This window comes from Burkholderia ambifaria AMMD, from assembly GCF_000203915.1.
In the GTDB taxonomy this organism is placed as follows: Bacteria; Pseudomonadota; Gammaproteobacteria; order Burkholderiales; family Burkholderiaceae; genus Burkholderia; species Burkholderia ambifaria.
On the sequence record NC_008392.1, the window covers coordinates 279,608 to 300,686 of the forward strand.

Consider the following 21,079-nt stretch of genomic DNA (forward strand, 5'->3'; position numbering starts at 1 on the left):
CTGGACAAAGGGGCTCGGCGCGTTAACATGACGGCCCGACGCCCTGCCTGTGAAATCCATCATGAAGCTGTCATTCGAAGCGCTCGAAGCGCTGGACGCGATCGACCGTACCGGCACGTTCGCCGAAGCTGCGGAACTGCTGCATCGCGTCCCATCGGCCCTGACTTACCTCGTGCACAAGCTCGAGGGCGACCTCGGCGTCGCGCTGTTCGACCGCAGCGGACGCCGTGCGAAGCTCACGCATGCGGGTCGCGTCGTCGTCGAAGAAGGCCGGCGGCTGCTGCATGCGGCCGAGCAGCTCGAACTCAAGGCGCAGCGCGCGCAGCAAGGCTGGGAAACCGAGCTGCGCATCTGTATCGACGAGATCCTGCCGTTCGACGCGCTATGGCCCCACGTGCATGCGTTCTACGGGCTCGAAATGGACACGCGGCTGCGGCTCTCGACCGAAGTCCTCGGTGGTACGTGGGACGCGCTGGTAGCGCGCCGCGCGGATCTCGTCGTCGGCGCGACGGGCGAGCCGCCGGAGCTGCCGGGCATCGTCACGCGGCCGATCGGCACGCTCAGGCACGTGTTCGCAATCGCGCCCACCCATCCGCTCGCGGCCCTGCCCGAACCGCTGTCGATGGCGTCGATCGTCGAGTATCGCGGCGCCGTGATCAGCGACACGTCCCGCGAACTGCAGCCGCGCTCGATCGCTGTCGATGCCGGGCAGCCGACGCTCGCGGTCCCTACCCTCGCGGCCAAACTGGCCGCGCAGTGCGAAGGGCTCGCCGTGGGCACGCTGCCGGACTGCATCGCGGCGCGCGCGATCGCACAGGGCAAGCTCGTCGCACGCCAGGTGACCGGCATGCGCGACACGACGCATTGCTACATGGCGTGGCGCGCCGACGAAGCCGGCCGCGCGTTGCGCTGGTGGGTCGAGCAGCTCGATCGCCCCGATCTCGTCGACCGGTTTCTCGCGCTTGCGTGATCCTGCCGCGGACGCGCTTCATTTCCTTCTCGGGTCGCGCGTGCGAATCTCCGCATCGCGCCGAACGTCATGATGGCACCGGCCGCGCGCGTCGTTACGGTTCGTCGCCTGTCTCGCAAGCGAGCGCATCCGCTTCGGGCCACGCGTCGTGAACGCCGCGGCTCGATCCGCCGCCCTGCGCAAGCGCCGCGGTATACGCGGCCAGCAAGCGCTTGCGCGCATCGTCTCGGGCCGGCGTCGCATCCAGATCCCGCATCGCGTCGAGCGCCACGCGCGCGCGTTCGCGACACTCGTCCACGAGCGACAGGTCCAGCAGGCACGGCACCGCCACGGCCGCCAGCGCGATGCCGGTCTCCGCGTGGCCGTCCGGCGAAAACGCCCAGTCGAGCGCCGCGCGCAGATTGCCGAGTTCGCGGCGCACCAGATCGCGCCGCGATTCGGCCGGCGACCCATCGCCGCCGTCGGGCGCCAGCGTGAACAACGCAAGAAAGTAGTTCGCGTGCGCGAGCGCGGCGGCCGCGCTTTCGCCGTTGTTCTCGAGCTGCTGCAGCGCATACGCGCGCGTCGTGGTCAACAGCCGGTAGCGCGGCACGCCGTGCGCATTCTCGACATTCACGAGCGACTTCGACACCAGGCCGGCGATCGTGTCGAGCAGGTCGGCATCGGCCAGCCCCGTCGTGCCGACGATGTCGCGCACCGCCTCGATCGAAAAACCGTCGCGGAACACGCCGAGCCAGCGCAACAGCACGCGCTCCGTGCCCCCCAGCAGGCGGTAGCTCCAGTCGTACATCGCCTGCAGCGTCCGGTGGCGTGGCAACGCCGTGCGAAAGCCGCCGGTCAGCAACCGGAAATGGTCGTCGAGATGATCGGCCAGCACGTCGATGCCGAGCACGGCCGCACGGGCGGCGGCCAGTTCGATCGCCAGCGGCAGGCCGTCGAGATGCCGGCACACCGACGCCATCAGCGACACGCTGCGTTCGTCGAGCGGAAAGCGCGGATCGGCGGCGCACGCGCGTGCCGCGAACAATTGCACCGCGCTTGCGCCCAGCGTGTCGGCCGCGCCGGCCCCTTCGTCGCCGACCTCGAGCGGCGGCACCGGACACTGTCGCTCGCCGTGGATGCGAAGCGCCTCGCGGCTGGTCGCCAGCACGCGCAGCCCGGTGTCGGACTCGGTCAGCACGGCGGCGATTCGCGCGGCTGCGTCCAGCAGATGCTCGCAGTTGTCGAGCACGAGCAACATCCTGCGATGCGCGACGCTCGCGAGCACCGCTTCGAGCGTCAGCGGGCGGGCCGGCAGCGCGAGGCCCAGCGCGTCGGCCAGCGCGGCGGGGACGAATTGCGGGCACGCGACCGTCGCCAGCGACACGAACGCCGCGCCATCCGGAAAGCGCGCCTCGGCCCGGAGCGCGGCTTCGACCGCGACGCGCGTCTTGCCGATGCCGCCCGCGCCGACCAGCGTCACGACGCGCGACGCGTCGAGCGCCGCGAGGACATCGGCGACCATCTGCTCGCGCCCGACGAGCGCGGTCGGTGCGGGCGCGAGCCGGGACGTCGCGGGGCGCACGGCAGCCGCGCCTTCGGCGGGTTCGCTGACGAGCCGATAGCCGCGCCCCGGCACCGTGACGATCAGATGCCGGTCCTGGCCCAGCGCCTTGCGCAACGACGCGATATGCACCTGCAGGTTGTTTTCTTCCACGAACGTGTGCGGCCACACGCGCTGCATGATCTCGTCTTTCGAGACCAGCGCGCCATTTGCCTGAATCAGGAGTTCGAGAATTTCGAATGCACGGCTGCCGATGCGCAACAATTCGCCGTTCGCGCGAATTTCACGTCTGTCGAGAAAAACGTGAAGCGTTCCAATGCGGATCATGGGAGGGTCTAATCGATGGCATTTATCGATGTCAGTCGAAATGACACCGATTTGACACCCAATGCTACGGCATTTACTGCGTATGATGATTCAAATTATCAGAATGGAATGAGCAAATTTTTTGAATCGTTGAAATCCGCGGGCCTCGCATCTTCTGCGCATGACACCGCATGGCGCCGCTCATTCCCCACCGGCGAAGCCGGGATTCACCGATGAATTGGATTTCGTACGATTAAACCGCGATTCGATTGACGCGGAATTCGGGCGAGCCGCAGTTTCGGCCCGTATTTGAACGCGCGGTTCGAGATGAGCCGCAGCAAGGACGCCGGACGGCTGTGTGGCCGCCCGGCTATGTCACGCCAACGTCACGCGCTGACGAACGCCAGCAGTTCGTCGTTCAATCGTTGGGCATGCGTCAGATACAGCGCATGCGGGCCGCCTTCGTAAACACTCAGCGTCGCATCCGGCACGCGCGCGGCGGTGGCCGCGGCCGTCAGCGCGAGCGGTGCCGTCTGGTCGTCGTCGCCATGAATCACGCGCGTCGGCACGTCGAACTTGTCGAGATCCGCCCGGAAATCGGTTTCGGAAAATGCGCGGACGCAATCGAGCGTGCCCTTCAATCCGGCCTGCAGCGCCATGAACGACGTCCAGTCGAGCGTGGCGCGCGAGATCGTCGAATCCGCCCGGTTCGAGCCGGTGAACAACGGCCAGAATTGCTCGAAGAACGCGGCGCGGTCCGCCACGATCGCCGAGCGAATGCCGTCGAACATCGCGACGTCGACGCCGTCCGGATGATCGTCGCGCCGCGCGATGAGCGGCGTCACCGAGCCGATCAGCACGGCCTTCGCGATGTGGCGCGTGCCGTGCCGGCCGATGTATCGGGCCACCTCGCCGCCGCCCATCGAAAAGCCGACGAGCGTCACGTCGCGCAATCCGAGCGTCTCGATCAGCGTCGCGAGATCGTCCGCGAGCGTATCGTAGTCGTAGCCTGTCCACGGTTGGCCGGACCGGCCGAAACCGCGCCGGTCGTACGCGATGCCGCGAAAACCGTTCGATGCCAGATGATGCATCTGGACGTCCCACATGTCCGCGTTCAGCGGCCAGCCGTGAATGAACACGACGGGGCGCCCCGCGCCCCAGTCCTTGTAGTGAATCGAGACGCCGTCGCGTGTCGTGAACGTACTCATGAAGCTTCCTTGGCGAAGATGAGGCAGCGGCGCCAGCCGCCGCCGGTGAATGGGGCGCACCGCTCCCCTCAGGAACGGGACAGCCTGACGATGAACCGGTCCAGCTCGGACGCGAGGATCGCCTCCCAGCAATTCGCGGGACGCTTCGCGCCGCGCCACTGCGGCTTGTAGATCGCATCGCCGGGGCGAATCGGCAGGCCGGTCAGGGCGCAGCGCCCCGGCGAGCGGCACTTTGCGCTGATCCAGCGCTGCTCGTCATACCGGCAGTGGGTCGGATCGCTCCACGACACCAGCAGCGAGGAATCGGTCTGCCGCTCGACCGCGACGATCGCGCACCCGCGACGTGCGCCACCGCCGGACGCGCCGCGCGCGTCGTCGCGATGACGGCGGCGCGCGGCGTCCCGGTCGCGAAGATTCAGCGACGCGCAGCGGCTTGCGCCGGACGACGGATCGAGCAGCGTCATCACGTGCTCCCAGCGATCGAATGTGTCCATGACGGCGTATCCAGGCAAGTGGCGAGAGATTCGGACGTTTCGCATCCGCGCGCATCACGATCGTCATGCGCTCGCGCGAACCGGCAGCGACCCGCGACGGGACGGCTTGATGCTGACGATAGCGAGTGACTGCTGAAGAGTCTTGATTCCGATGCTTAATTGTTCTGGCGGCCTGGCTCGCGCGCCACACCGACCGGCCGGTTCATGAAAATTCAGCCGAATTTCAGTACACGCCGCAGGGCCCCGCGCTAGGCTCCGGTCGACGTTCGTTCGCTCGCCTCGGGCGCCTGCCGGCCCGCGACCGCGAACGCACGCCGGCTGCCGGCGCAGCGTGCCGCATGCGGGCAGATCCGGACCATCGATTCCAAACGACATCATTCCACCGCACGTACAAGGAGCCTCCATGCGTCCCGCAGACCTCGACGCCGTCCCCTCGGCACGCCGCCGCGACATGCTGCTGGCCGGCGCGACCGCCGTTGCAGCCGCCGCGCTGCCGGCCGCCGCCGCCGCTGCCGCCCCCAAACACGCGTCTTCCGGCCATCAAGGAACCCATCCGATGAACACGATCACCACGCAAGACGGTACGCAGATTTATTTCAAGGACTGGGGCACCGGCCGTCCGGTCGTGTTCTCGCACGGCTGGCCGCTGTGCGCCGACGCATGGGATCCGCAGATGCTGTTCCTCGTGCAGCACGGCTACCGCGTGATCGCGCACGATCGCCGCGGTCACGGCCGCTCGAGCCAGCCGTCGAAGGGCAACGACATGGATACCTACGCGGACGATCTCGCCGCGGTGATGAACGCACTCGACCTGCGCGAAGCGATGCTCGTCGGCCACTCCACCGGCGGCGGCGAAGTCGCCCACTACATCGGCCGTCACGGCACGAAGCGCGTGTCGAAGGCCGTGCTGATCGGCGCCGTGCCGCCGCAGATGGTGAAATCGCCGACCAATCCGGGCGGCCTGCCGATGGACGTATTCGACGGCATCCGCAAGAACGTCGCCGAGAACCGTTCGCAGTTCTACAAGGATCTCGCCGTGCCGTTCTTCGGCTTCAATCGTCCGAATGCGAAGGTGCAGCAGGGCACGATCGACGCATTCTGGGCACAGGGGATGATGGGCGGCGCCTATGGCCAGTATCTGTGCGTCAAGGAATTCTCCGAGGTCGACTACACCGAGGACCTGAAGAAGATCGATGTCCCGACGCTGATCCTGCACGGCGACGACGACCAGATCGTGCCGATCGACGATTCCGCGCGCCTCTCGGCGAAGATCGTGAAGCACGCGCAGCTCAAGATCATCCCGGGCGGCGCGCACGGCATGTGCGTCGTCGATGCGGCGCGCATCAATGCCGAGCTGCTCGCGTTCCTGAAGGCGTAAACATTGCCGCACGGCGCGCCGCGCGTCGACCTGCGTTGCGCCGCCATCCGCGTGATGGCCGATCGCACGCAGGGTCGGCAGCGGAACCTGAATCCGGTCACCCACGCGCTCGACGCGCTGGACGGACTGGCCGCGTCGCGCGAACTCGAACCTTCAGAACGTTTCAGCGCGGCTTCAGGAATTGGCGAGCGCGCACACGTAGACTGGTTTCACGAGCCGACGTGCGGGCGCTTGCCCGCGCGTCGGCGCCCTTCCAGGAGTGACGAATGATTTTCGGCGCCTATTGTCCCGCGCATCGAATCGGGTACGACCGGCCGATTCGCGTGGAGCACGCATGAAGCACAAACGACTCTGGCTCGGTGCGACCGGCGTCGCGATCGCGGGCCTCGCGATCGCCGTCGGCATCATGGTCCGGCCGTCGATCGCGCCGATCGAGCCGCCCGCCCGCGCGTCGTTCGATCCGCAACTCGTCCGGGCCGGCGCACGGGTGGTCGCGCTCGGCGATTGCGTCGTCTGCCATACCGCGAAGGACGGCAAGCCGTTCGCCGGCGGGCTGCCGCTCGCGACGCCGTTCGGCACGATCTACGCAACCAACATCACGCCGGATGCCGATACGGGCATCGGCCGCTGGTCGCGCGACGCGTTCTCGCGCGCGCTGCGCAGCGGCATCGCCCGGGACGGGCATCCGCTCTACCCCGCGTTTCCGTACATCCACTTCACGCGGATGTCCGACGACGAGATCACGGCGGCCTACGCGTATCTGATGACCCGCGAGCCGGTTCAAGCAAGCACGCCGAAGAACGACCTGATCTTCCCGCTGAACTTCCGCCCGCTCGTCGCGTTCTGGAACGTGCTGTTCCTGCACGAAGGCGCAAGCACGCCGAACCCCGCGCAATCCGCGCAGTGGAATCGCGGCAAGGCGCTCGTCGACGGTCTCGGCCACTGCGCGTCCTGCCATTCGCCGCTGAATGCGATCGGCGGCGAGAAAGCGGGCAAGGCATTCGACGGCGGCATCGTCGACGGATGGGAAGCCCCGCCGCTCAATACGCTCGGCCACGCGGCGCGCCCGTGGACGCAGGCCCAACTGGTCGCGTATCTGCGCACCGGCCGCGCGAGCGAGCATGGCGCGGCTGCCGGCCCGATGCTGCCCGTCACGCGCGACCTCGCGACCGTGCCCGCGGAAGACGTCGAGGCGATCGCCGCGTACATCCTGTCGATCCAGAAGCCTGCCGGCGCGCGGCCGGCGACGGCCGGCGCCGGACACAACCCGACGACGCCCGCCGGCCAACGCGGCGCGGTGCTGTTCCAGGCGTCGTGCGCGCAGTGCCACGGGCCGGCGGCGCCGATGCAATCGATCGGCGAGCGGCCGACGCTCGCGTTCAGCACGGCGGTCGCCGCCGACACGCCGCGCAACGCGATCCAGATGATGTTCAACGGTATCGGCTGGCATGGCGAGGACACGCTGAATTACATGCCTTCATACCTCGACCAGTACGACGACCGCCAAATCGCGGATCTCGCCGCGTACATCCGCGAAACGTACTCCGATCGCCCCGCATGGAGCGACGTCGAAACCCTGGCCGCGAAACTCAGAAAGGAGGACCGCACGCGATGATCACCCTCACCGTGAATGGCGCGCGGCATACGCTCGACATCGACCCGTCCACGCCGCTGCTCTATGCGCTGCGCAACGACCTGCACCTGCACGGTGCGAAGTTCGGTTGCGGCCTCGGACAATGCGGCGCGTGCACCGTGATCGTCGACGACAAGCCGATGTTCTCGTGCCTGATCCCGGTCGCCGCGATCGGCGCACGCAGCGTCAGGACCATCGAAAGCCTCGGCACCGCCGAGCGGCCGGGCAAGCTCCAGCAAGCGTTCATCGATCATCAGGCGGCGCAGTGCGGCTATTGCATCGCCGGGATGATCATGCGCGCGCAGGCGCTGCTCGAACGCAACCCGAAACCGACCGAACGCGAACTGCGCACCCACATGGAACCGAACCTGTGCCGTTGCGGCACCCACCTGCGGATCCTGGCGGCCGTGCGCCAGGTCGCGGGCCTGCCGGACCCGGAACCGGCCGGCGCGCCGGTCATGATCAGCAAAGGCCTCTGATGAACGCACCCGACGATATCGACGAAGGCCGCCGGCACTTCATGGTTTCCGGCGCGCTCTTCGTCGCGTTCAGCCTGGCGCCGGCCGCACGTGCCGCCGCCGAGGTCGTGATCGCCGACGAAGGCGCGGCCGTGCATGTATCGCACGCCACCGAAACGCTGGCCGGCAGCCTCAAGACCAACCCGCTGCTGGATGCGTGGATCAAGATCACGCCCGACGGCAAGGTCACCGTGTTTACCGGCAAGGTCGAGCTCGGCACCGGCGTGCGCACCGCGTTGCTGCAGGTGGCGGCCGAGGAGCTGAACATGAAGCCCTCGCTGATCACGTTCCTGACCGCCGACACCGGCGCGTCGCCGGACGAGGGCCTGACCGCCGGCAGCCACACGATGGCCGACAGCGGCTCCGCGCTGCTGAACGCGGCCGCCCAGGTGCGCGCGCTGCTGGTCGACGGCGCGGCGAAGCAGTTCGGCGTCGATCCGCGCACGCTCACGGTCGCCGATGCGCTCATCAAGGCGCCGGACGGCCGCACGATGCGCTATGGCGACGCGATCCGCACCGTCGACCTGCATCGCAACGCGACGCCGACTTCGCCGCTGAAGCCGCCGGCGACGTTCGCCGTGATCGGCACATCGCTGCCGCGCGTCGATATTCCGAACAAAGTCACCGGTGGCGTCAGTTACGTGCAGGACATGGAACTGCCCGGCATGCTGCATGCACGCGTCGTGATGCCGCCGGTGTACGACGCGAAACTGCTGTCGTTCGACGAAGCCGCGATCCTGAAGATGCCGGGCGTCGTCCGGATCGTGCGCAACGGCAGCATGCTCGCCGTGGTCGCGCAGGGGGAATGGCAGGCCGTCGTCGCGCAGCGCGCGCTGGCCGCCGCGTGCCGCTGGTCGCCCGGTCGGGCGCTGCCCGACCGCAACACGGTTCATGAGGATCTCAAGCGGATTTCGACGCAGCACATCGAGATCGCCAATACGCATGCGCCGGCCGCGCCGCCGGTGAAGACGCTGAGCGCCACGTTCCTGAAGAATTACCTGCTGCACGGCTCGATCGGGCCGTCCTGCTCGGTCGCGCGTGTCGAGAACGGCATGCTGACCGTGTGGACCCACTCGCAAGGCGTGTATCCGCTGCGCGACGCGCTGGCCGAGATGCTGTCGATGCCGAAGGCGAACGTCCGCTGCATCCACACCGAGGGCTCGGGTTGCTACGGGCACAACGGCGCGGACGACGCGGCCGCGCATGCGGCGCTGATCGCCGCCGCGATGCCGGGCAAACCGATTCGCGTCCAGTGGATGCGCGAACAGGAACATACGTGGGATCACTTCACGCCGGCGATGGTCACCGAGCTCAGCGCGTCGCTCGACGCGAGCGGGCGCATCGTCGAGTGGAAGTACGCGCTGTGGAGCAGCTCGCACAACGAACGCATCGTCAATGCCGGCCGGCTGCTGCCCGCGCGGATGCTCGAGCCGCCGTTCGTCCCCGCGCCGTCGACGCCGATGCTGCAGCCCGAAGGCGGCGGCGATCGCAACGCGATCCCGCTGTACGCGCTGCCGAACATGCACATCGTGAACAACTTCTCGCCGACGATGCCGCTGCAGACGTCCGCGATGCGCTCGCTCGGCGCGCATACGAACATCTGGTCGATCGAAAGCTTCATGGACGAGCTCGCGCACGCCGCCGGCGTCGATCCCGTCGAATTCCGGCTGCGTCACATGCAGGATCACCGCGCGCAGCAGGTGATCAAGCTCGCCGCGACCAAGTTCGGCTGGCCGCGTCCGCCGCGCGCGCGCAACCGCGGTGTCGGCTTCGCGTTCGGCAAATACAAGAACCTGATGGCTTACGTCGCGATGGCGATCGAGATTTCGGTGGTGCCGGAAACGGGCCAGGTCACGCTCGAGCACGCGGAAGTCGCCGTCGACGCCGGGCAGGTCGTGTCGCCGGACGGCATCCGCAACCAGATCGAGGGCGGCATCGTGCAGGCCGCGAGCTGGACGCTGTACGAGGCGTTGAAATACGATACGCAGCGCATCCGCAGCTTCGACTGGAGCAGCTATCCGATCCTGCGCTTCTCGGCGGCGCCGCAAAGCGTGAAGGTCCATCTGATCAATCGCCCTGGCGCACCATTTCTCGGCGCGGCCGAGGCGTCGATGGGGCCGACCGCTGGGGCGCTCGCCAACGCGATTTTCGATGCGACCGGCCAGCGCCTGCGCGAAATGCCGTTTGCCGGCGACGGGCTGAGGAAACGCATCGACGCATAGCGTCACGACACAACCGATCGCGCCGGCACGAACCGGCGCCGACAACCGACAGGCTGGAGATTGAACGATGGATACCTTGCTTTCGATGCGCGTGTTTACGCGCATCGTCGAAACGGGCAGTTTCACGCGCGCGTCGGACACGACCGGGCTGACGACACCGCGCGTGTCCGCGCTGCTGAGCACGCTCGAACAGCACCTCGGTTGCCGGCTCTTGAACCGCACGACGCGCCGCATCTCACTGACCGAGGACGGGCAGGCGTACTACGAACGCTGCGTCGGGGTGCTGCGCGAAATCGACGACATGGAAGCGGCGGTATCGCAGGCGCGCAACGTGCCGCGCGGCCGCCTGAAAGTGAACCTGCCGCCGGCGATGGCCAAGCAGATCATGGTGCCCGCGCTGCCCGAGTTTCTCGCCGCCCATCCGAATATCTCCATCGAACTCGGCGTGACCGATCGCCAGATCGACCTCGTCGGCGAGGGCGTCGATTGCGTGGTGCGCATCGGCGCGCTCGACGACTCGGGGATGATCGCCAGGCGGATCGGCAGCCTCACCACCTGCACGTGCGCGGCGCCCGCGTATCTCGACCGATGCGGCGCGCCCGAAACGGTCGACGAACTCGCGCAGCACGTCGCGATCAGCCATATCTCGGCCGATACCGGCCGCCCGCGGCCGTGGGACTACGTCGTCGACGGCGAAACGCGGATCGTGCAGATGTGCGGCACGGTCGCGGTGAACGACGCCGATACCTACATCGAGTGCGGCGTCGCGGGCATCGGCCTGATCAAGACCTCACTGTATCTGGTCGAACCGTATCTGAAATCGGGACGGCTGCGCGAAGTGCTGACCGATTTCAACGCGCCGCCGCGGCCGATCTCGATCCTGTATCCGCCGAATCGGCATACGCCCGTCAAGCTCAAGATCTTCGTCGACTGGCTCACGAGCCTGTTCGCGCAGATTCCGACGCTGCAGGGCCAGCGCGGCTGAACGCCGCCACCGTCGGTCCTGCCCGAAACCCGCGTCCCGACCGTTTTCACGCCCCTGACACCGCGAGCGCTGCGCGCCTTTGCGCGGCACGCAATGCTCGATTGCGCGACGGACGTATTCCGTTGTCATCGCTCGATCAATAGTCTTGACGGCAATGCGGCGTGCATCGCTCGCCGCTTGAAAAATTGCAATGCGCCGCCCGGCAAACGGGCGTCCGACATCTCGTTCAAGGAGTCGACCATGTCACCGGAATCCCCCGCGCTCACGGCCAACGGGCAGGCGCCCAGGCTCACGCAGGGCCTCATCCTGCTGTTCGCGTTCAGTTGCGGCGCGATCGTCGCGAACCTGTACTACGCACAACCGATCACCGAGCTCATCGCGCCCGGGCTGCACATGTCCGGCGGGATGGCGAGCCTCATCGTGTCGCTGACGCAGATCGGCTATGCGCTCGGCCTGTTCTTCATCGTGCCGCTCGGCGACCTGCTCGAGAACCGCAAGCTGATGATCGTCACCGCCGTGATCTCGATCGCGAGCCTCGCCGCGGCCGCGGTGACACGGACGCCCGGCCTGTTCCTCGCGATTTCGCTGCTGATCGGCTTCAGCTCGGTCGCCGTCCAGATCCTCGTCCCGCTCGCCGCGCACCTCGCGCCGGATCATTCGCGCGGCCGGGTGGTCGGCACGATCATGAGCGGGCTGCTGCTCGGCATCCTGCTCGCGCGCCCGCTGTCGAGCGTGGTGGCCGACGCGTTCGGCTGGCGCTTCGTGTTCGCCGCCGCCGCGGGGGTGATGACGCTCGTGACGGTGGTGCTCGCGCTGACCATTCCGTCGCGCCAGCCCGATCATCGCGCAACCTATTTCGACCTGATCGGCTCGCTGCTGCATCTGGTGCGCACGATGCCGGTGCTGCGCCATCGCGCGTTCTACCAGGGCCTGATGTTCGCGTCGTTCAGCCTGTTCTGGACCGCCGTGCCGGTCGAGCTGACGCGGCACTACGGGCTGTCGCAATCCGCCATCGGCCTGTTCGCGCTCGTCGGCGCGATCGGCGCGACGTCGGCGCCGGTCGCCGGCCGCTTGGCGGATGCCGGCCACACCGTGCGGGCGACGCTGATCGCGCTGGTTGCCGGCGCACTGTCGTATGCGGTCGCGCTGCTTCATGGCGTCGGCCTGTACGGCCTCGTCGTCACGGGCATCGTGCTCGATTTCGCGGTGCAGATGAACATGGTGCTCGGCCAGCGCGAGATCTACGCGCTGGATGCGACGAGCCGCAACCGTCTGAACGCGCTGTACATGACCAGCATCTTCGTCGGCGGCGCCATCGGCTCCGCGCTCGCGAGCCCGCTGTACGAACACGGCGGCTGGCCGCTCGTCGCCGCGGTCGCCGGCGCCTTCCCGATCGTCGCGCTCGCGCACTACCTCGCGATCGGCCGGCCGTACGCGCAACGCCACGCACGCACCTGAACCGGCGCCGGCCGCGGGTCGCGCGCACGCATGCCGACCGGCACGTGCGCGCGCCGGAGCGCCGCCGGCATGTCATTCCGACTTTCCACCGGGGCCGCTGTTTCGCCGTCCCACCGCTTGCGGCGGTGCGATGTGCGGCGCCCCCTGCTCAACGCACAAGGAGTCCACCATGTCTTCCCTGCTCAGCACCTATGATCTGCGCGGCCTGCCGCTGCCCAACCGAGTCGTGATGGGGCCGATGACGCGCTCGCGCGCACCGTCGCGCGGCCTGCCGACCGCGCTCATGGCCGAGTATTACGCGCAGCGCGCGTCCGCCGGCCTGATCGTCACCGAGGCGACCAACGTCAGCCACACGTCCGCCGCGTTCGAACTGACGCCCGGGCTCGTCACCGACGAACAGGCGGCCGGCTGGAAGCAGGTCACGGACGCAGTCCATGCGAACGGCGGCCGCATCTTCGCGCAGTTGTGGCACGGCGGTCGCGTCAGCTCGCTGACGCTGCTCGGCGGCGACGCGCCGCTGTCGCCGTCCGGCATCAACGACGATCTCGAGCAGTTGCAGGTGTGGGCCCGGTTGCAGAACGGCTACTACACGAAGATTCACGCGACGCCGTCGCGCGCGATGACGACGGACGAAGTCGCCGCGACGGTCGACGACTTCGGCCGCGCGGCCGCCCGCGCGATGGCGGCCGGCTTCGACGGCGTCGAGATCCACGCGGCCAACGGCTACCTGCCGCACCAGTTCCTGTCGTCGACGCTGAACCGCCGCGACGACCGCTACGGCGGCTCGGTCGCGAACCGCGCGCGCTTTCTCGAGGAGATCGTCGACGCGGTCGGCGACGTGATGCCGCTCAGCCGTGTGGGCGTGCGCATCTCGCCGTACGCGCAATACAACAACGTGCGGGACGCGGATCCCGATGCAACGTACGCGTACGTCGGCCGCATGCTCGACGAAGCGGGCGTCGCCTACCTGCACGCGGCCGATACCAACGGCTGGAGCGGCGAGCCCGACCTGCCGCGCATCATCGAGCACACGCGCAAGACCTTCAGCGGCACGCTGATCGTCAATGGCGGCATCACGCCGGACGCCGCGAATGCGCTGATCGATGCGGGCGACGCCGATCTCGTCGCGTTCGCGCGTGCGTACATCGCGAACCCGGATCTCGTCGAACGCATCGCCATGCATGCCCCGCTCGCCGTGCCGAAGTCGATCGGCTGGTACGGCGGCGAGCGTGCGGGATACGTCGACTATGCGCGGCACGACGCGGCGGCACCGACCGCCTGAGCCGCATCGCACGGCGACGCTCCGCCGAATGACCGGCGGGGCACGCCGGCTGCCGGCCGTCGCTTCGCAACGGTTCGTTCAGGCATCCTTCCAATGCGCACCCAGCACGCGCCCGCAGAAATTCGGCCGGTGAAAATCCGGATTGGCCCGCTCGAGCACGTCTGCGCTCCAGGTGCCGAACGTCGATGCCGGCCGGTGCGCGACCCCGTGGGCGACCGCGTCGAGGAACGCGTCGCCGAACCCGTCGCCGCGCGGATAAGCGGCGAGCAGCGCGCGGCGCTCGTCGGCCGAATACGCGTCGGCGTCGGTGGCCATCAGGTCCGTCGATACCGCGCTCGACAGCGCGCGCGCCAGCGGCGACACGCGGGCGGCCACGCCGGGCGTCGTATGCAGCGCGATCGCGCGCCATACGTCGTCGCAGATGGGCTGCGGCGTGCGGTGCCGCAACAGGAACGCGTGCGCGGCATCGGCGCTGTCGAGCTCGTAGCGCGCGCTCGAGCGGCAATATGCGGCGCTCAGGCCCATGTTCGCGTACAGGGCGGCCACGTACAGCGCATCGGCATCGCACGTGTCGCCGGCGCGGCGCGCGGCGAGCGACGCGAGGACGAATACCCGGCAAGCGTGGTCGGTGATCACGCGCGGCAGCGACGCGCGTGCGGCTTCGGCGGCCTCGATCGCGATCGGCGTGCGCGGAATGCGAACGCCGGCGACTTCGTCATTCGCCGATGCGCACGTGTGCGCAGAATTCATGTCGTCTCCTTCTGCCCCGTGCCGGGGCCGAAAAATTGCTTGTTCTTCGCGGCGCGCGCGCCGGCACCCGTCGCCTAAAACGCGGCGCCGAGGCAACCGAACGCGCTGCACGGCTCGGCGAGTTCCGTTGCGGCCGCATCCATGCGCTGCGCGAAACGACGCCCGTATTCGCGCGCGAAACCGGCATCGCGGCCGCCGTCGGCCGCGGCTCGCGGCTGCGCGGACGCGACCGGACGCCACCGGCCCATGCCGCCGAACTCGGCCACGGGCGACCACGCGGGGCTCACCGGCAGCGGCGGCGGCGCCAGCGGCGCGAATTCGTCATCCGCGTGCACGACCTTGCCGTCGACGATCGTCAGGACCGACGACAGGTGCTTGATGCGTGATTCGTCGATCGTGAAGTAGTCGTCCGTCAGCACCGCGAAATCCGCGTACCGGCCGGGCACCAGCGCGCCCTTGCGATCGTCTTCGTTCGAGAACCACGCGCTGCCGACCGTATAGCGGCGCAGCGCCTCCATCCGGCTGAGCCGGTTGCGCTCCGGATAGAGCACCGTGCCGCCGACCGTGCGCCCGGACACCATCCAGTACAGCGACACGAACGGGTTGTAGCTCGCGATGCGCGTCGCATCGGAGCCGGCACCGACCGGCAGCCCGGCCGCCAGCATCGCGCGGATCGGCGGCGTGCGCGTGGCGGCTTGCGTGCCGTAGCGCGCAATGAAGTACTCGCCCTGGAACGCCATCCGGTGCTGCACCGTCACGCCCCCGCCGAGCGCCGCGATGCGCGCGATGTTCGCATCCGAAATCGTCTCGCAATGATCGAAGAACCAGCGCAGGCCGTCGAACGGGACGTCACGATTCACGGCTTCGAGCACGTTCAGGAAGCGGCCGATCGATTCGTCGTACGTCGCGTGGAGCCTGAACGGCCAGCGCTGGCTGACCAGCAGCCGGACGACCGCGGTCAGCTCCGCCTCGAGTTCGTCGGGCAGGTCCGGGCGCGGCTCGAGGAAATTGCCGAAATCGGCCGCGGAATACACCAGCAGTTCGCCGACGCCGTTCAGCCGCAGGAACGCGTCGCCGTCGCCGGGCTTGGCCAGCGTCATCCAGCGCGCGCAGTCGTCGATTTCGCGCCCCGCATGCTGCACGAACAGGCTGTACGCGATGCGCACCGTCATTTCGCCGCGCTTCGCGAGCGCCATGAGCGCGGCGTAATCGTCCGGATAGGCCTGAAAATCGCCGCCGGCGTCGATCGCGCTGGTCACGCCGAGGCGGTTCAGCTCGCGCATGAAGTGCCGCATCGAATTCATCTGGTCGTCGAAGCCGAGCCTGGGGCCCTTCTCCAGCGCCGCATGCAGCACGGCCACGTCCGGGCGCGCGAGCAGCATGCCGGTCGGCCTGCCGGCGCGATCGCGCTGGATCTCGCCGCCGGGCGGATCGCACGTGTCGCGGCCATAGCCGATCGCACGCAGCGCGGCCGCGTTCAGCAGCGCGCTGTCGCCCAGGTGCATCACGAACACCGGCGTGTCGGGCGCGATCGCGTTGAGCTCGGCCACCGTCGGCCCGCGCTTTTCGGCGAACTGGAATTCGGTCCAGCCGCCGACCACGCGCACCCACTGCGGCGCGGGCGTGCGCAGCACCTGGCGACGCAGCATGCGCAGCGCCTCGGCCAGCGTGGGGACGCCGTCCCAGCGCAGTTCCAGGTTGAAATTCAGGCCGCCGCGGATCACGTGCAGGTGCGAGTCGTTCAGCCCCGGGATCACGGTGCGGCCGTTCAGGTCGATATGAAGCGTGTCGCCGCGCGCATGGCGCATGACCTCGGCTGCGCTGCCGGCCGCGAGAATCCGGCCGTCCTTCACCGCGAGCGCGGTCACGAACGACTGCCTGTCGTCCTGCGTCGCGATCTTGCCGTTGAATACGATGAGATCCGCCGATTCCGCGGATTGCGTCGCCTTAAGCACCGTCAGCCTCCCCGCTTGCGCCGCAGGCCGGCAACCGGCCGCACGCGGCATGCCGGCGGTTTGACGTTACAAGCACCATCCACCCTCCGTTGAATATTGATCGACCGGACGGCCGGCCGCGTTGCGCGGGTGCGTCCTGAGCGGGCCACGCGCGCCATCACGCGGCCGATTGCATCGCATCGAGGGTCTCGTGGCGGAGGTGCGCAGGACCGGTCGGCCGCGCCGTCTCCGAGCGGATGAAGCTCTGCACCCGCGCGAGGCGCCGCACGTCGACCGCGCGCGATTGCGGGTCGAAATGCCCGGACAGGTTCGCCACCAGCGACGACGCCTGCCCGATACGCCCGCGCTCGATCAGATGATCGGCGAGATCAAGCGTGCCGCGCAGCGCCCACATCGCCGCGCCCTGCCCGTTCGCCGCATGGATCGCCATCAGCAGATGCCGGTGCCCGTCCGCTTCGCAGGCGATCGCGCGCTCCGCGTCGGCGGTGCGGGCCTGTTCGAGCATCGCCAGACCTCGGGCACGCAGCAGCTCGGGCACGAACAGATGCTCGCCTTGCGCGCGGCAGCACGCGAGCGTCGCGTCGAGCTTCACGCGGGCCTCGGCCGCGCGGCCCGTGCGCGTGAGCCCTTCCGCATACGCGACCACCAGCGGCGCGAGCAGGCGCCGGAAGCCGCTCGCCTCGATGCGTCGCAGCGCGGGTTCGAGCCGCGCCAGCCCGGCGCCCGGATGGCCGGCCTGCATGTCGAACTGTCCCGCGAGACATTCCGCATGGTCGAGCCAGATATCGAAGCCGTTCGCCTCGGCGGCCGAGCGCAGCGTCGCGAGATAGTCGGAGATGATGTCGTGATCGCCATGGCGCAACGCGATCGGCACGGCCGCCGCGCCGAGCACGACGCACAACGCCAGCGCCGACCCGCCGCGGCGCGCGGATTCGACCGCCTGCGCGGCGAGCCGCATCGCATGGTCCACGTCGCCCTGCATCCAGACGAGCCGCGCCAGCACCGTCCGCCCAAGCGTGGCGACGTCAATGCCGAGCGCCGCTGCCGCGCAAGGCGGTTCGCCGGCCACGGCCAGCTCGGCCGTGGCCGCCTCCAGCCGCTCGCGCGCCTGTGCATGCTCGCCGAAGTAATGCAGCGACGTCGCGACCATCGCGTTCGCCAGCAGCCGTTGCGGCCGGTCACCGCGCCGCTCGGCGGCCCGCTCGAAGCGCATCGCGTAGCGCAGCGATTCGTGAATGTCGCCGTGCGACAGCGTCGCGTTCCAGAGCCCGACCATCGCGCTGGCGTCGAATGCGTCGTCACCGACGCGCCCGGCAAGGCCGAGCGTGCGCTCCCACATCGCGGCAGCCGTCTGCGTATCGCCGTCCGTATATAGCAGCGCCGACGCATAGGCCGCGCGCAGCCGCATCTCGCTCGACGCGTCGACGGGCCCGAGCGCGCCGGCCTCGATCGCGTCGAGCGCGCGCCTCGCCGGGATCGAACAGTCGCGCATGCGCGCCGGCTCCCGCAATGCGAGCGCCAGCGCGTCGGCTTCCGCGACCGGCGGCTCGACCGCCGCGGGTTCGCGCACGGCTTGCACGGGAGCCGGCAGCCGGGCTTGCGCCTGCGCGTGTTCATGGCGCGCATGACGCTCGGCGATGCGTTCGAACTCGCCCTCGTTATGCAGCTTCTCCAGCGCATACGCGCGCGTCGATTCGGTCAATCGGTAGCGCGCCTGCGCGCCGTTGAATTCGACGGTCACCAGCGACTTGGCGATCAGCTCGCCGAGCACGGCGATCATATCGGCGGGCGACATGCCGGGATCCATCGCGACTTCGCGCGCCGCATCGAACGTGAACGGGCCGACGAAGCACGCCATCCGGCGAAACAGCGCACGCGCGGCCGCATCCAGCAGCACGTAGCTCCAGTCGAACGTCGCGCGCAGCGTCTGATGGCGCGGCAACGCGGAGCGCAGGCCGCCGGTGAGCAGGTTCAGCCGGTCGTCGAGACGCGACGCAACGACCTCCAGCCCGAGCGTCGCGACGCGCGCGGCAGCCAGTTCGATCGCGAGGGGAAGCCCGTCGAGCCGCCGGCAGATATCGCCGATCAGCCGGACACCGGCCGCGTCGATCACGCACTCGGGCGTGGCCGCGCGAACCCGCGCCAGAAACAGCTCGACCGCCGAATGGCGCGCGATCTCGTCGACCGTTGCGGCGCCGTCGGGCACCGCCAGCGGACTCACGCGGAACACGGTTTCGACCGAGATATGAAGCGGTTCGCGGCTCGTCACGAGCACCCGCAGCGGCGCGGCGCGCGCCGTCAGCGACTCGACGAGGTCGGCCACCAGATCGACGACGTGCTCCGCGTTGTCGAGCACGAGCAGGCTGCGCGACACGGCGAATGCGTCGCCGAGCCGGTCGACGGCCGGCACGCCATGCATGTCGAGCCCCAGTTCCGCGGCAATCGCGAGCAGCACGTCGTCGCGCGTCGTGGCTCGCGCCAGCTCCACGAACAGCGCGCGCTCGCCGACCCGGCCGCGCCACGTGTGCGCGACGCGGTCGGCCAGACTCGTCTTGCCGATGCCGCCCGCGCCGACGAGCGTGACGACCGGCGCACGGTCGATCATGTCGACGATCTGCTCGAGCTCGGCGCGGCGGCCGACGAGCGGGGCGTGATGGGTCGCTTCGGCGCCTGGCGCCGCGGCGGCCGGGTGCGGCGCCACCGCGTGCAGGAGCGGCGGATTCGCGACCAGCAGGTAGCCGCGGCCCGGGACGGTCTTGATCAGGTCGCGGCTCGCACCGAGCGCCTTGCGCAACGCCGCGACATGCACCTGCAGCCGGTTCTCCTCGACGATCAGGCCGGGCCAGACGGCATCCATGATGTCGTCCTTCGACACGACGGAACCGTTGGCGCGATGCAGTACTTCAAGTATGTCGAGCGCGCGCGCGCCAATACGCAGCGCCGCGCCGTGACGGCGAATGTCCCGCTGCTCGAAATCCACCGATAAAGCCCCGATCTGGATCATGGCCGCCTCCAGGTTCCCCACGATGACCGCCATGTGAACGGAGCAGGTCACGGGGGCGGGAGTCCGCACCCGGCCTGCCGTTCAGGGCGGGTTCAAAGTCTCGAAAATGTCGGGCCGAGTGTATACGCGGATTTCGTAAAAATCTTGAAGGAAAATGCGCTGATACGGCGCGCCGGCGGCCGCCGCCCGGCGGGAATGCGGATCCGGCGATATCATTCGCCCCAGCGTGTTCGCGTGCTGGTCGGGCCCCGGCACCGCCCGAAACTGTCCGTGACAAGCATTTCGTCAAGCAGCGGACATTTGTTCAAGTTATCTTCGGCCTATCGGGCCCGCTGTATGTACCGGACGCCACGATGCTCGCCCGCCGTCCGACTCCGAAGGAATTTTCGCCATGGCAGATCCCCTCGCCGCGCCCCCCGCGGCACCCCCGAAAGACACGCTCGGCTGCATCGCGAACCTGCTGTCCAAGGATATTGAAAGGTCCGCGGGCGGCCTGACGCTCCACCGCAAATGCATGCGCGACGAACAGTTCGAGCGCATCGAGATGGCGGCCAGCGATCGCGGCTTCCTGATCGGCGTATCGCTGAACGCCGGCCACCGCCGGACGATCTACCGCGGGTCCGGCAAATCCGAGCGGCGGTTTCAGCACAACTCCATCTACATTCGCGACTTTTCGCGGAATTTCCGCGCCGACCTCTACGGCAAGTTCGACTTCGTCCTCGTCGAGCTGTCGCATCGCTATCTGGGCGACCTCGGCCGCGAGCACGACGGTCTGGAAATCGGCGGCCTGAGTTGCGCGCCCGACGTGCAGGACGCGGTGCTGGGCCACCTCGCGCAAGCCGTCGCCAACAGCCTCGACGGGTCCGGCGCGCTGAACGCGTTGTTCGTCGAGCAGATGGGGCTCGCGATCGGCACGCATCTGGCCTGCCGTTACGGCAATGCGCGGGCGCGCGACCTGGAGCGCAAGGGCACGCTGTCGCCGGTCAAGGTCGCGCTCGCCAAGGAGCTGCTGATGGAGAAGGCGGACCTCGGCGTGTCGATCGAGGAAGTCGCCAACGAATGCGATCTGTCGCGCGGCTATTTCATCCGCGCGTTCTCGCGCGCGACCGGACGCACGCCGCATCAATGGCTGCTCGAACAGCGCGTGGTCCGCGCGCGCCAACTGATCGAGACGACCGACATGACGCTCGCGGAAATCGCGGCCGCCTGCGGCTTCTCGGACCAGAGCCATCTGAACCGCCTGTTCGCCCGCATCGTCGGCCATCCGCCCGGTGCGTGGCGGCGCGGCATGGCGCGTTGAGCTGCCCCGTTCACGCCGGGCACGGGGTTGCGACGGCCAACGGCCACGCCGGGCGCGACGAACGATTTTTTTC

General features: G+C 68.7%; 15 protein-coding genes. 9 read left to right on the plus strand and 6 right to left on the minus strand.

Annotated elements, in window-relative coordinates:
- Positions 1 to 61: 61 nt before the first annotated feature.
- Positions 62 to 970 carry a LysR family transcriptional regulator gene (locus BAMB_RS28960; RefSeq protein WP_011660706.1) on the plus strand — a complete coding sequence of 303 codons (909 nt, stop codon included), beginning with the start codon at positions 62 to 64 and terminating at the stop codon, positions 968 to 970.
- 94 nt (positions 971 to 1,064) lie between these two features.
- Here the strand turns inward: BAMB_RS28960 and BAMB_RS28965 are convergent, their stop codons facing one another.
- The 3 genes from BAMB_RS28965 to BAMB_RS28975 all read right to left on the minus strand — a co-directional run bounded on the left by BAMB_RS28965 (position 1,065) and on the right by BAMB_RS28975 (position 4,521).
- Positions 1,065 to 2,840, minus strand: a complete 1,776-nt coding sequence (locus BAMB_RS28965; protein ID WP_011660707.1) for an ATP-binding protein — start codon at positions 2,838 to 2,840, stop codon at positions 1,065 to 1,067.
- A 365-nt stretch (positions 2,841 to 3,205) separates the two neighbouring features.
- On the minus strand, positions 3,206 to 4,027 hold the full coding sequence (locus BAMB_RS28970) for an alpha/beta fold hydrolase (protein ID WP_011660708.1): 822 nt from the start codon (positions 4,025 to 4,027) through the stop codon (positions 3,206 to 3,208).
- A 68-nt stretch (positions 4,028 to 4,095) separates the two neighbouring features.
- Positions 4,096 to 4,521, minus strand: coding sequence for a DUF3331 domain-containing protein (locus BAMB_RS28975; protein WP_041491761.1), 426 nt, complete (start codon positions 4,519 to 4,521; stop codon positions 4,096 to 4,098).
- A gap of 556 nt (positions 4,522 to 5,077) precedes the next feature.
- On the opposite strand from BAMB_RS28975, the gene BAMB_RS28980 reads away from it, so the two are divergent.
- The 7 genes from BAMB_RS28980 (at position 5,078) to BAMB_RS29010 (ending at position 13,997) form a co-directional block, all read left to right on the plus strand.
- On the plus strand, positions 5,078 to 5,899 hold the full coding sequence (locus BAMB_RS28980) for an alpha/beta fold hydrolase (protein WP_041491859.1): 822 nt from the start codon (positions 5,078 to 5,080) through the stop codon (positions 5,897 to 5,899).
- 334 nt (positions 5,900 to 6,233) lie between these two features.
- The gene (locus tag BAMB_RS28985) at positions 6,234 to 7,514 is read left to right on the plus strand and encodes a cytochrome c (RefSeq protein WP_011660712.1); all 1,281 of its coding nucleotides are present in this window, start codon (positions 6,234 to 6,236) and stop codon (positions 7,512 to 7,514) included.
- Positions 7,511 to 8,011 carry a (2Fe-2S)-binding protein gene (locus BAMB_RS28990; protein WP_006760329.1) on the plus strand — a complete coding sequence of 167 codons (501 nt, stop codon included), beginning with the start codon at positions 7,511 to 7,513 and terminating at the stop codon, positions 8,009 to 8,011. The genes BAMB_RS28985 and BAMB_RS28990 overlap by 4 nt, the downstream gene beginning before the upstream one ends.
- Entirely contained in the window at positions 8,011 to 10,272 is a 2,262-nt protein-coding gene (locus tag BAMB_RS28995) for a xanthine dehydrogenase family protein molybdopterin-binding subunit (protein WP_011660713.1), read from the plus strand. Before BAMB_RS28990 ends, BAMB_RS28995 begins: the two co-directional genes overlap by 1 nt.
- Positions 10,273 to 10,339: 67 nt before the next feature.
- On the plus strand, positions 10,340 to 11,257 hold the full coding sequence (locus tag BAMB_RS29000; protein WP_011660714.1) for a LysR family transcriptional regulator: 918 nt from the start codon (positions 10,340 to 10,342) through the stop codon (positions 11,255 to 11,257).
- A gap of 240 nt (positions 11,258 to 11,497) precedes the next feature.
- Positions 11,498 to 12,715, plus strand: a complete 1,218-nt coding sequence (locus tag BAMB_RS29005) for an MFS transporter (protein WP_011660715.1) — start codon at positions 11,498 to 11,500, stop codon at positions 12,713 to 12,715.
- Positions 12,716 to 12,884: 169 nt separating this feature from the next.
- Positions 12,885 to 13,997, plus strand: a complete 1,113-nt coding sequence (locus BAMB_RS29010) for an alkene reductase (RefSeq protein WP_011660716.1) — start codon at positions 12,885 to 12,887, stop codon at positions 13,995 to 13,997.
- A 78-nt stretch (positions 13,998 to 14,075) separates the two neighbouring features.
- Here BAMB_RS29010 and BAMB_RS29015 read toward each other — a convergent pair whose 3' ends face one another.
- The 3 genes from BAMB_RS29015 to BAMB_RS29025 form a co-directional block, all read right to left on the minus strand.
- Positions 14,076 to 14,747, minus strand: coding sequence for a hypothetical protein (locus tag BAMB_RS29015; RefSeq protein ID WP_011660717.1), 672 nt, complete (start codon positions 14,745 to 14,747; stop codon positions 14,076 to 14,078).
- A 74-nt stretch (positions 14,748 to 14,821) separates the two neighbouring features.
- Positions 14,822 to 16,702: an amidohydrolase gene (locus tag BAMB_RS29020; protein ID WP_041491762.1), complete on the minus strand. Its 1,881-nt coding sequence runs from the start codon at positions 16,700 to 16,702 to the stop codon at positions 14,822 to 14,824.
- A gap of 157 nt (positions 16,703 to 16,859) precedes the next feature.
- A complete protein-coding gene (locus BAMB_RS29025) occupies positions 16,860 to 19,706 on the minus strand; it encodes an ATP-binding protein (protein WP_011660719.1) in 2,847 nt (948 codons plus the stop codon).
- Between the two features lie 391 nt (positions 19,707 to 20,097).
- Here BAMB_RS29025 and BAMB_RS29030 point away from each other — a divergent pair, with 391 nt between their 5' ends.
- Positions 20,098 to 21,006 carry an AraC family transcriptional regulator gene (locus tag BAMB_RS29030; RefSeq protein WP_011660720.1) on the plus strand — a complete coding sequence of 303 codons (909 nt, stop codon included), beginning with the start codon at positions 20,098 to 20,100 and terminating at the stop codon, positions 21,004 to 21,006.
- Positions 21,007 to 21,079: the final 73 nt, after the last annotated feature.

Coding starts and splice junctions, on each gene's coding strand:
- BAMB_RS28960 (WP_011660706.1), top strand. CDS start 62: ATGAAGCTGTCATTCGAAGCGCTCGAAGCGCTGGACGCGATCGACCGT.
- BAMB_RS28965 (WP_011660707.1), bottom strand. CDS start 2,840: ATGATCCGCATTGGAACGCTTCACGTTTTTCTCGACAGACGTGAAATT.
- BAMB_RS28970 (WP_011660708.1), bottom strand. CDS start 4,027: ATGAGTACGTTCACGACACGCGACGGCGTCTCGATTCACTACAAGGAC.
- BAMB_RS28975 (WP_041491761.1), bottom strand. CDS start 4,521: ATGGACACATTCGATCGCTGGGAGCACGTGATGACGCTGCTCGATCCG.
- BAMB_RS28980 (WP_041491859.1), top strand. CDS start 5,078: ATGAACACGATCACCACGCAAGACGGTACGCAGATTTATTTCAAGGAC.
- BAMB_RS28985 (WP_011660712.1), top strand. CDS start 6,234: ATGAAGCACAAACGACTCTGGCTCGGTGCGACCGGCGTCGCGATCGCG.
- BAMB_RS28990 (WP_006760329.1), top strand. CDS start 7,511: ATGATCACCCTCACCGTGAATGGCGCGCGGCATACGCTCGACATCGAC.
- BAMB_RS28995 (WP_011660713.1), top strand. CDS start 8,011: ATGAACGCACCCGACGATATCGACGAAGGCCGCCGGCACTTCATGGTT.
- BAMB_RS29000 (WP_011660714.1), top strand. CDS start 10,340: ATGGATACCTTGCTTTCGATGCGCGTGTTTACGCGCATCGTCGAAACG.
- BAMB_RS29005 (WP_011660715.1), top strand. CDS start 11,498: ATGTCACCGGAATCCCCCGCGCTCACGGCCAACGGGCAGGCGCCCAGG.
- BAMB_RS29010 (WP_011660716.1), top strand. CDS start 12,885: ATGTCTTCCCTGCTCAGCACCTATGATCTGCGCGGCCTGCCGCTGCCC.
- BAMB_RS29015 (WP_011660717.1), bottom strand. CDS start 14,747: ATGAATTCTGCGCACACGTGCGCATCGGCGAATGACGAAGTCGCCGGC.
- BAMB_RS29025 (WP_011660719.1), bottom strand. CDS start 19,706: ATGATCCAGATCGGGGCTTTATCGGTGGATTTCGAGCAGCGGGACATT.
- BAMB_RS29030 (WP_011660720.1), top strand. CDS start 20,098: ATGGCAGATCCCCTCGCCGCGCCCCCCGCGGCACCCCCGAAAGACACG.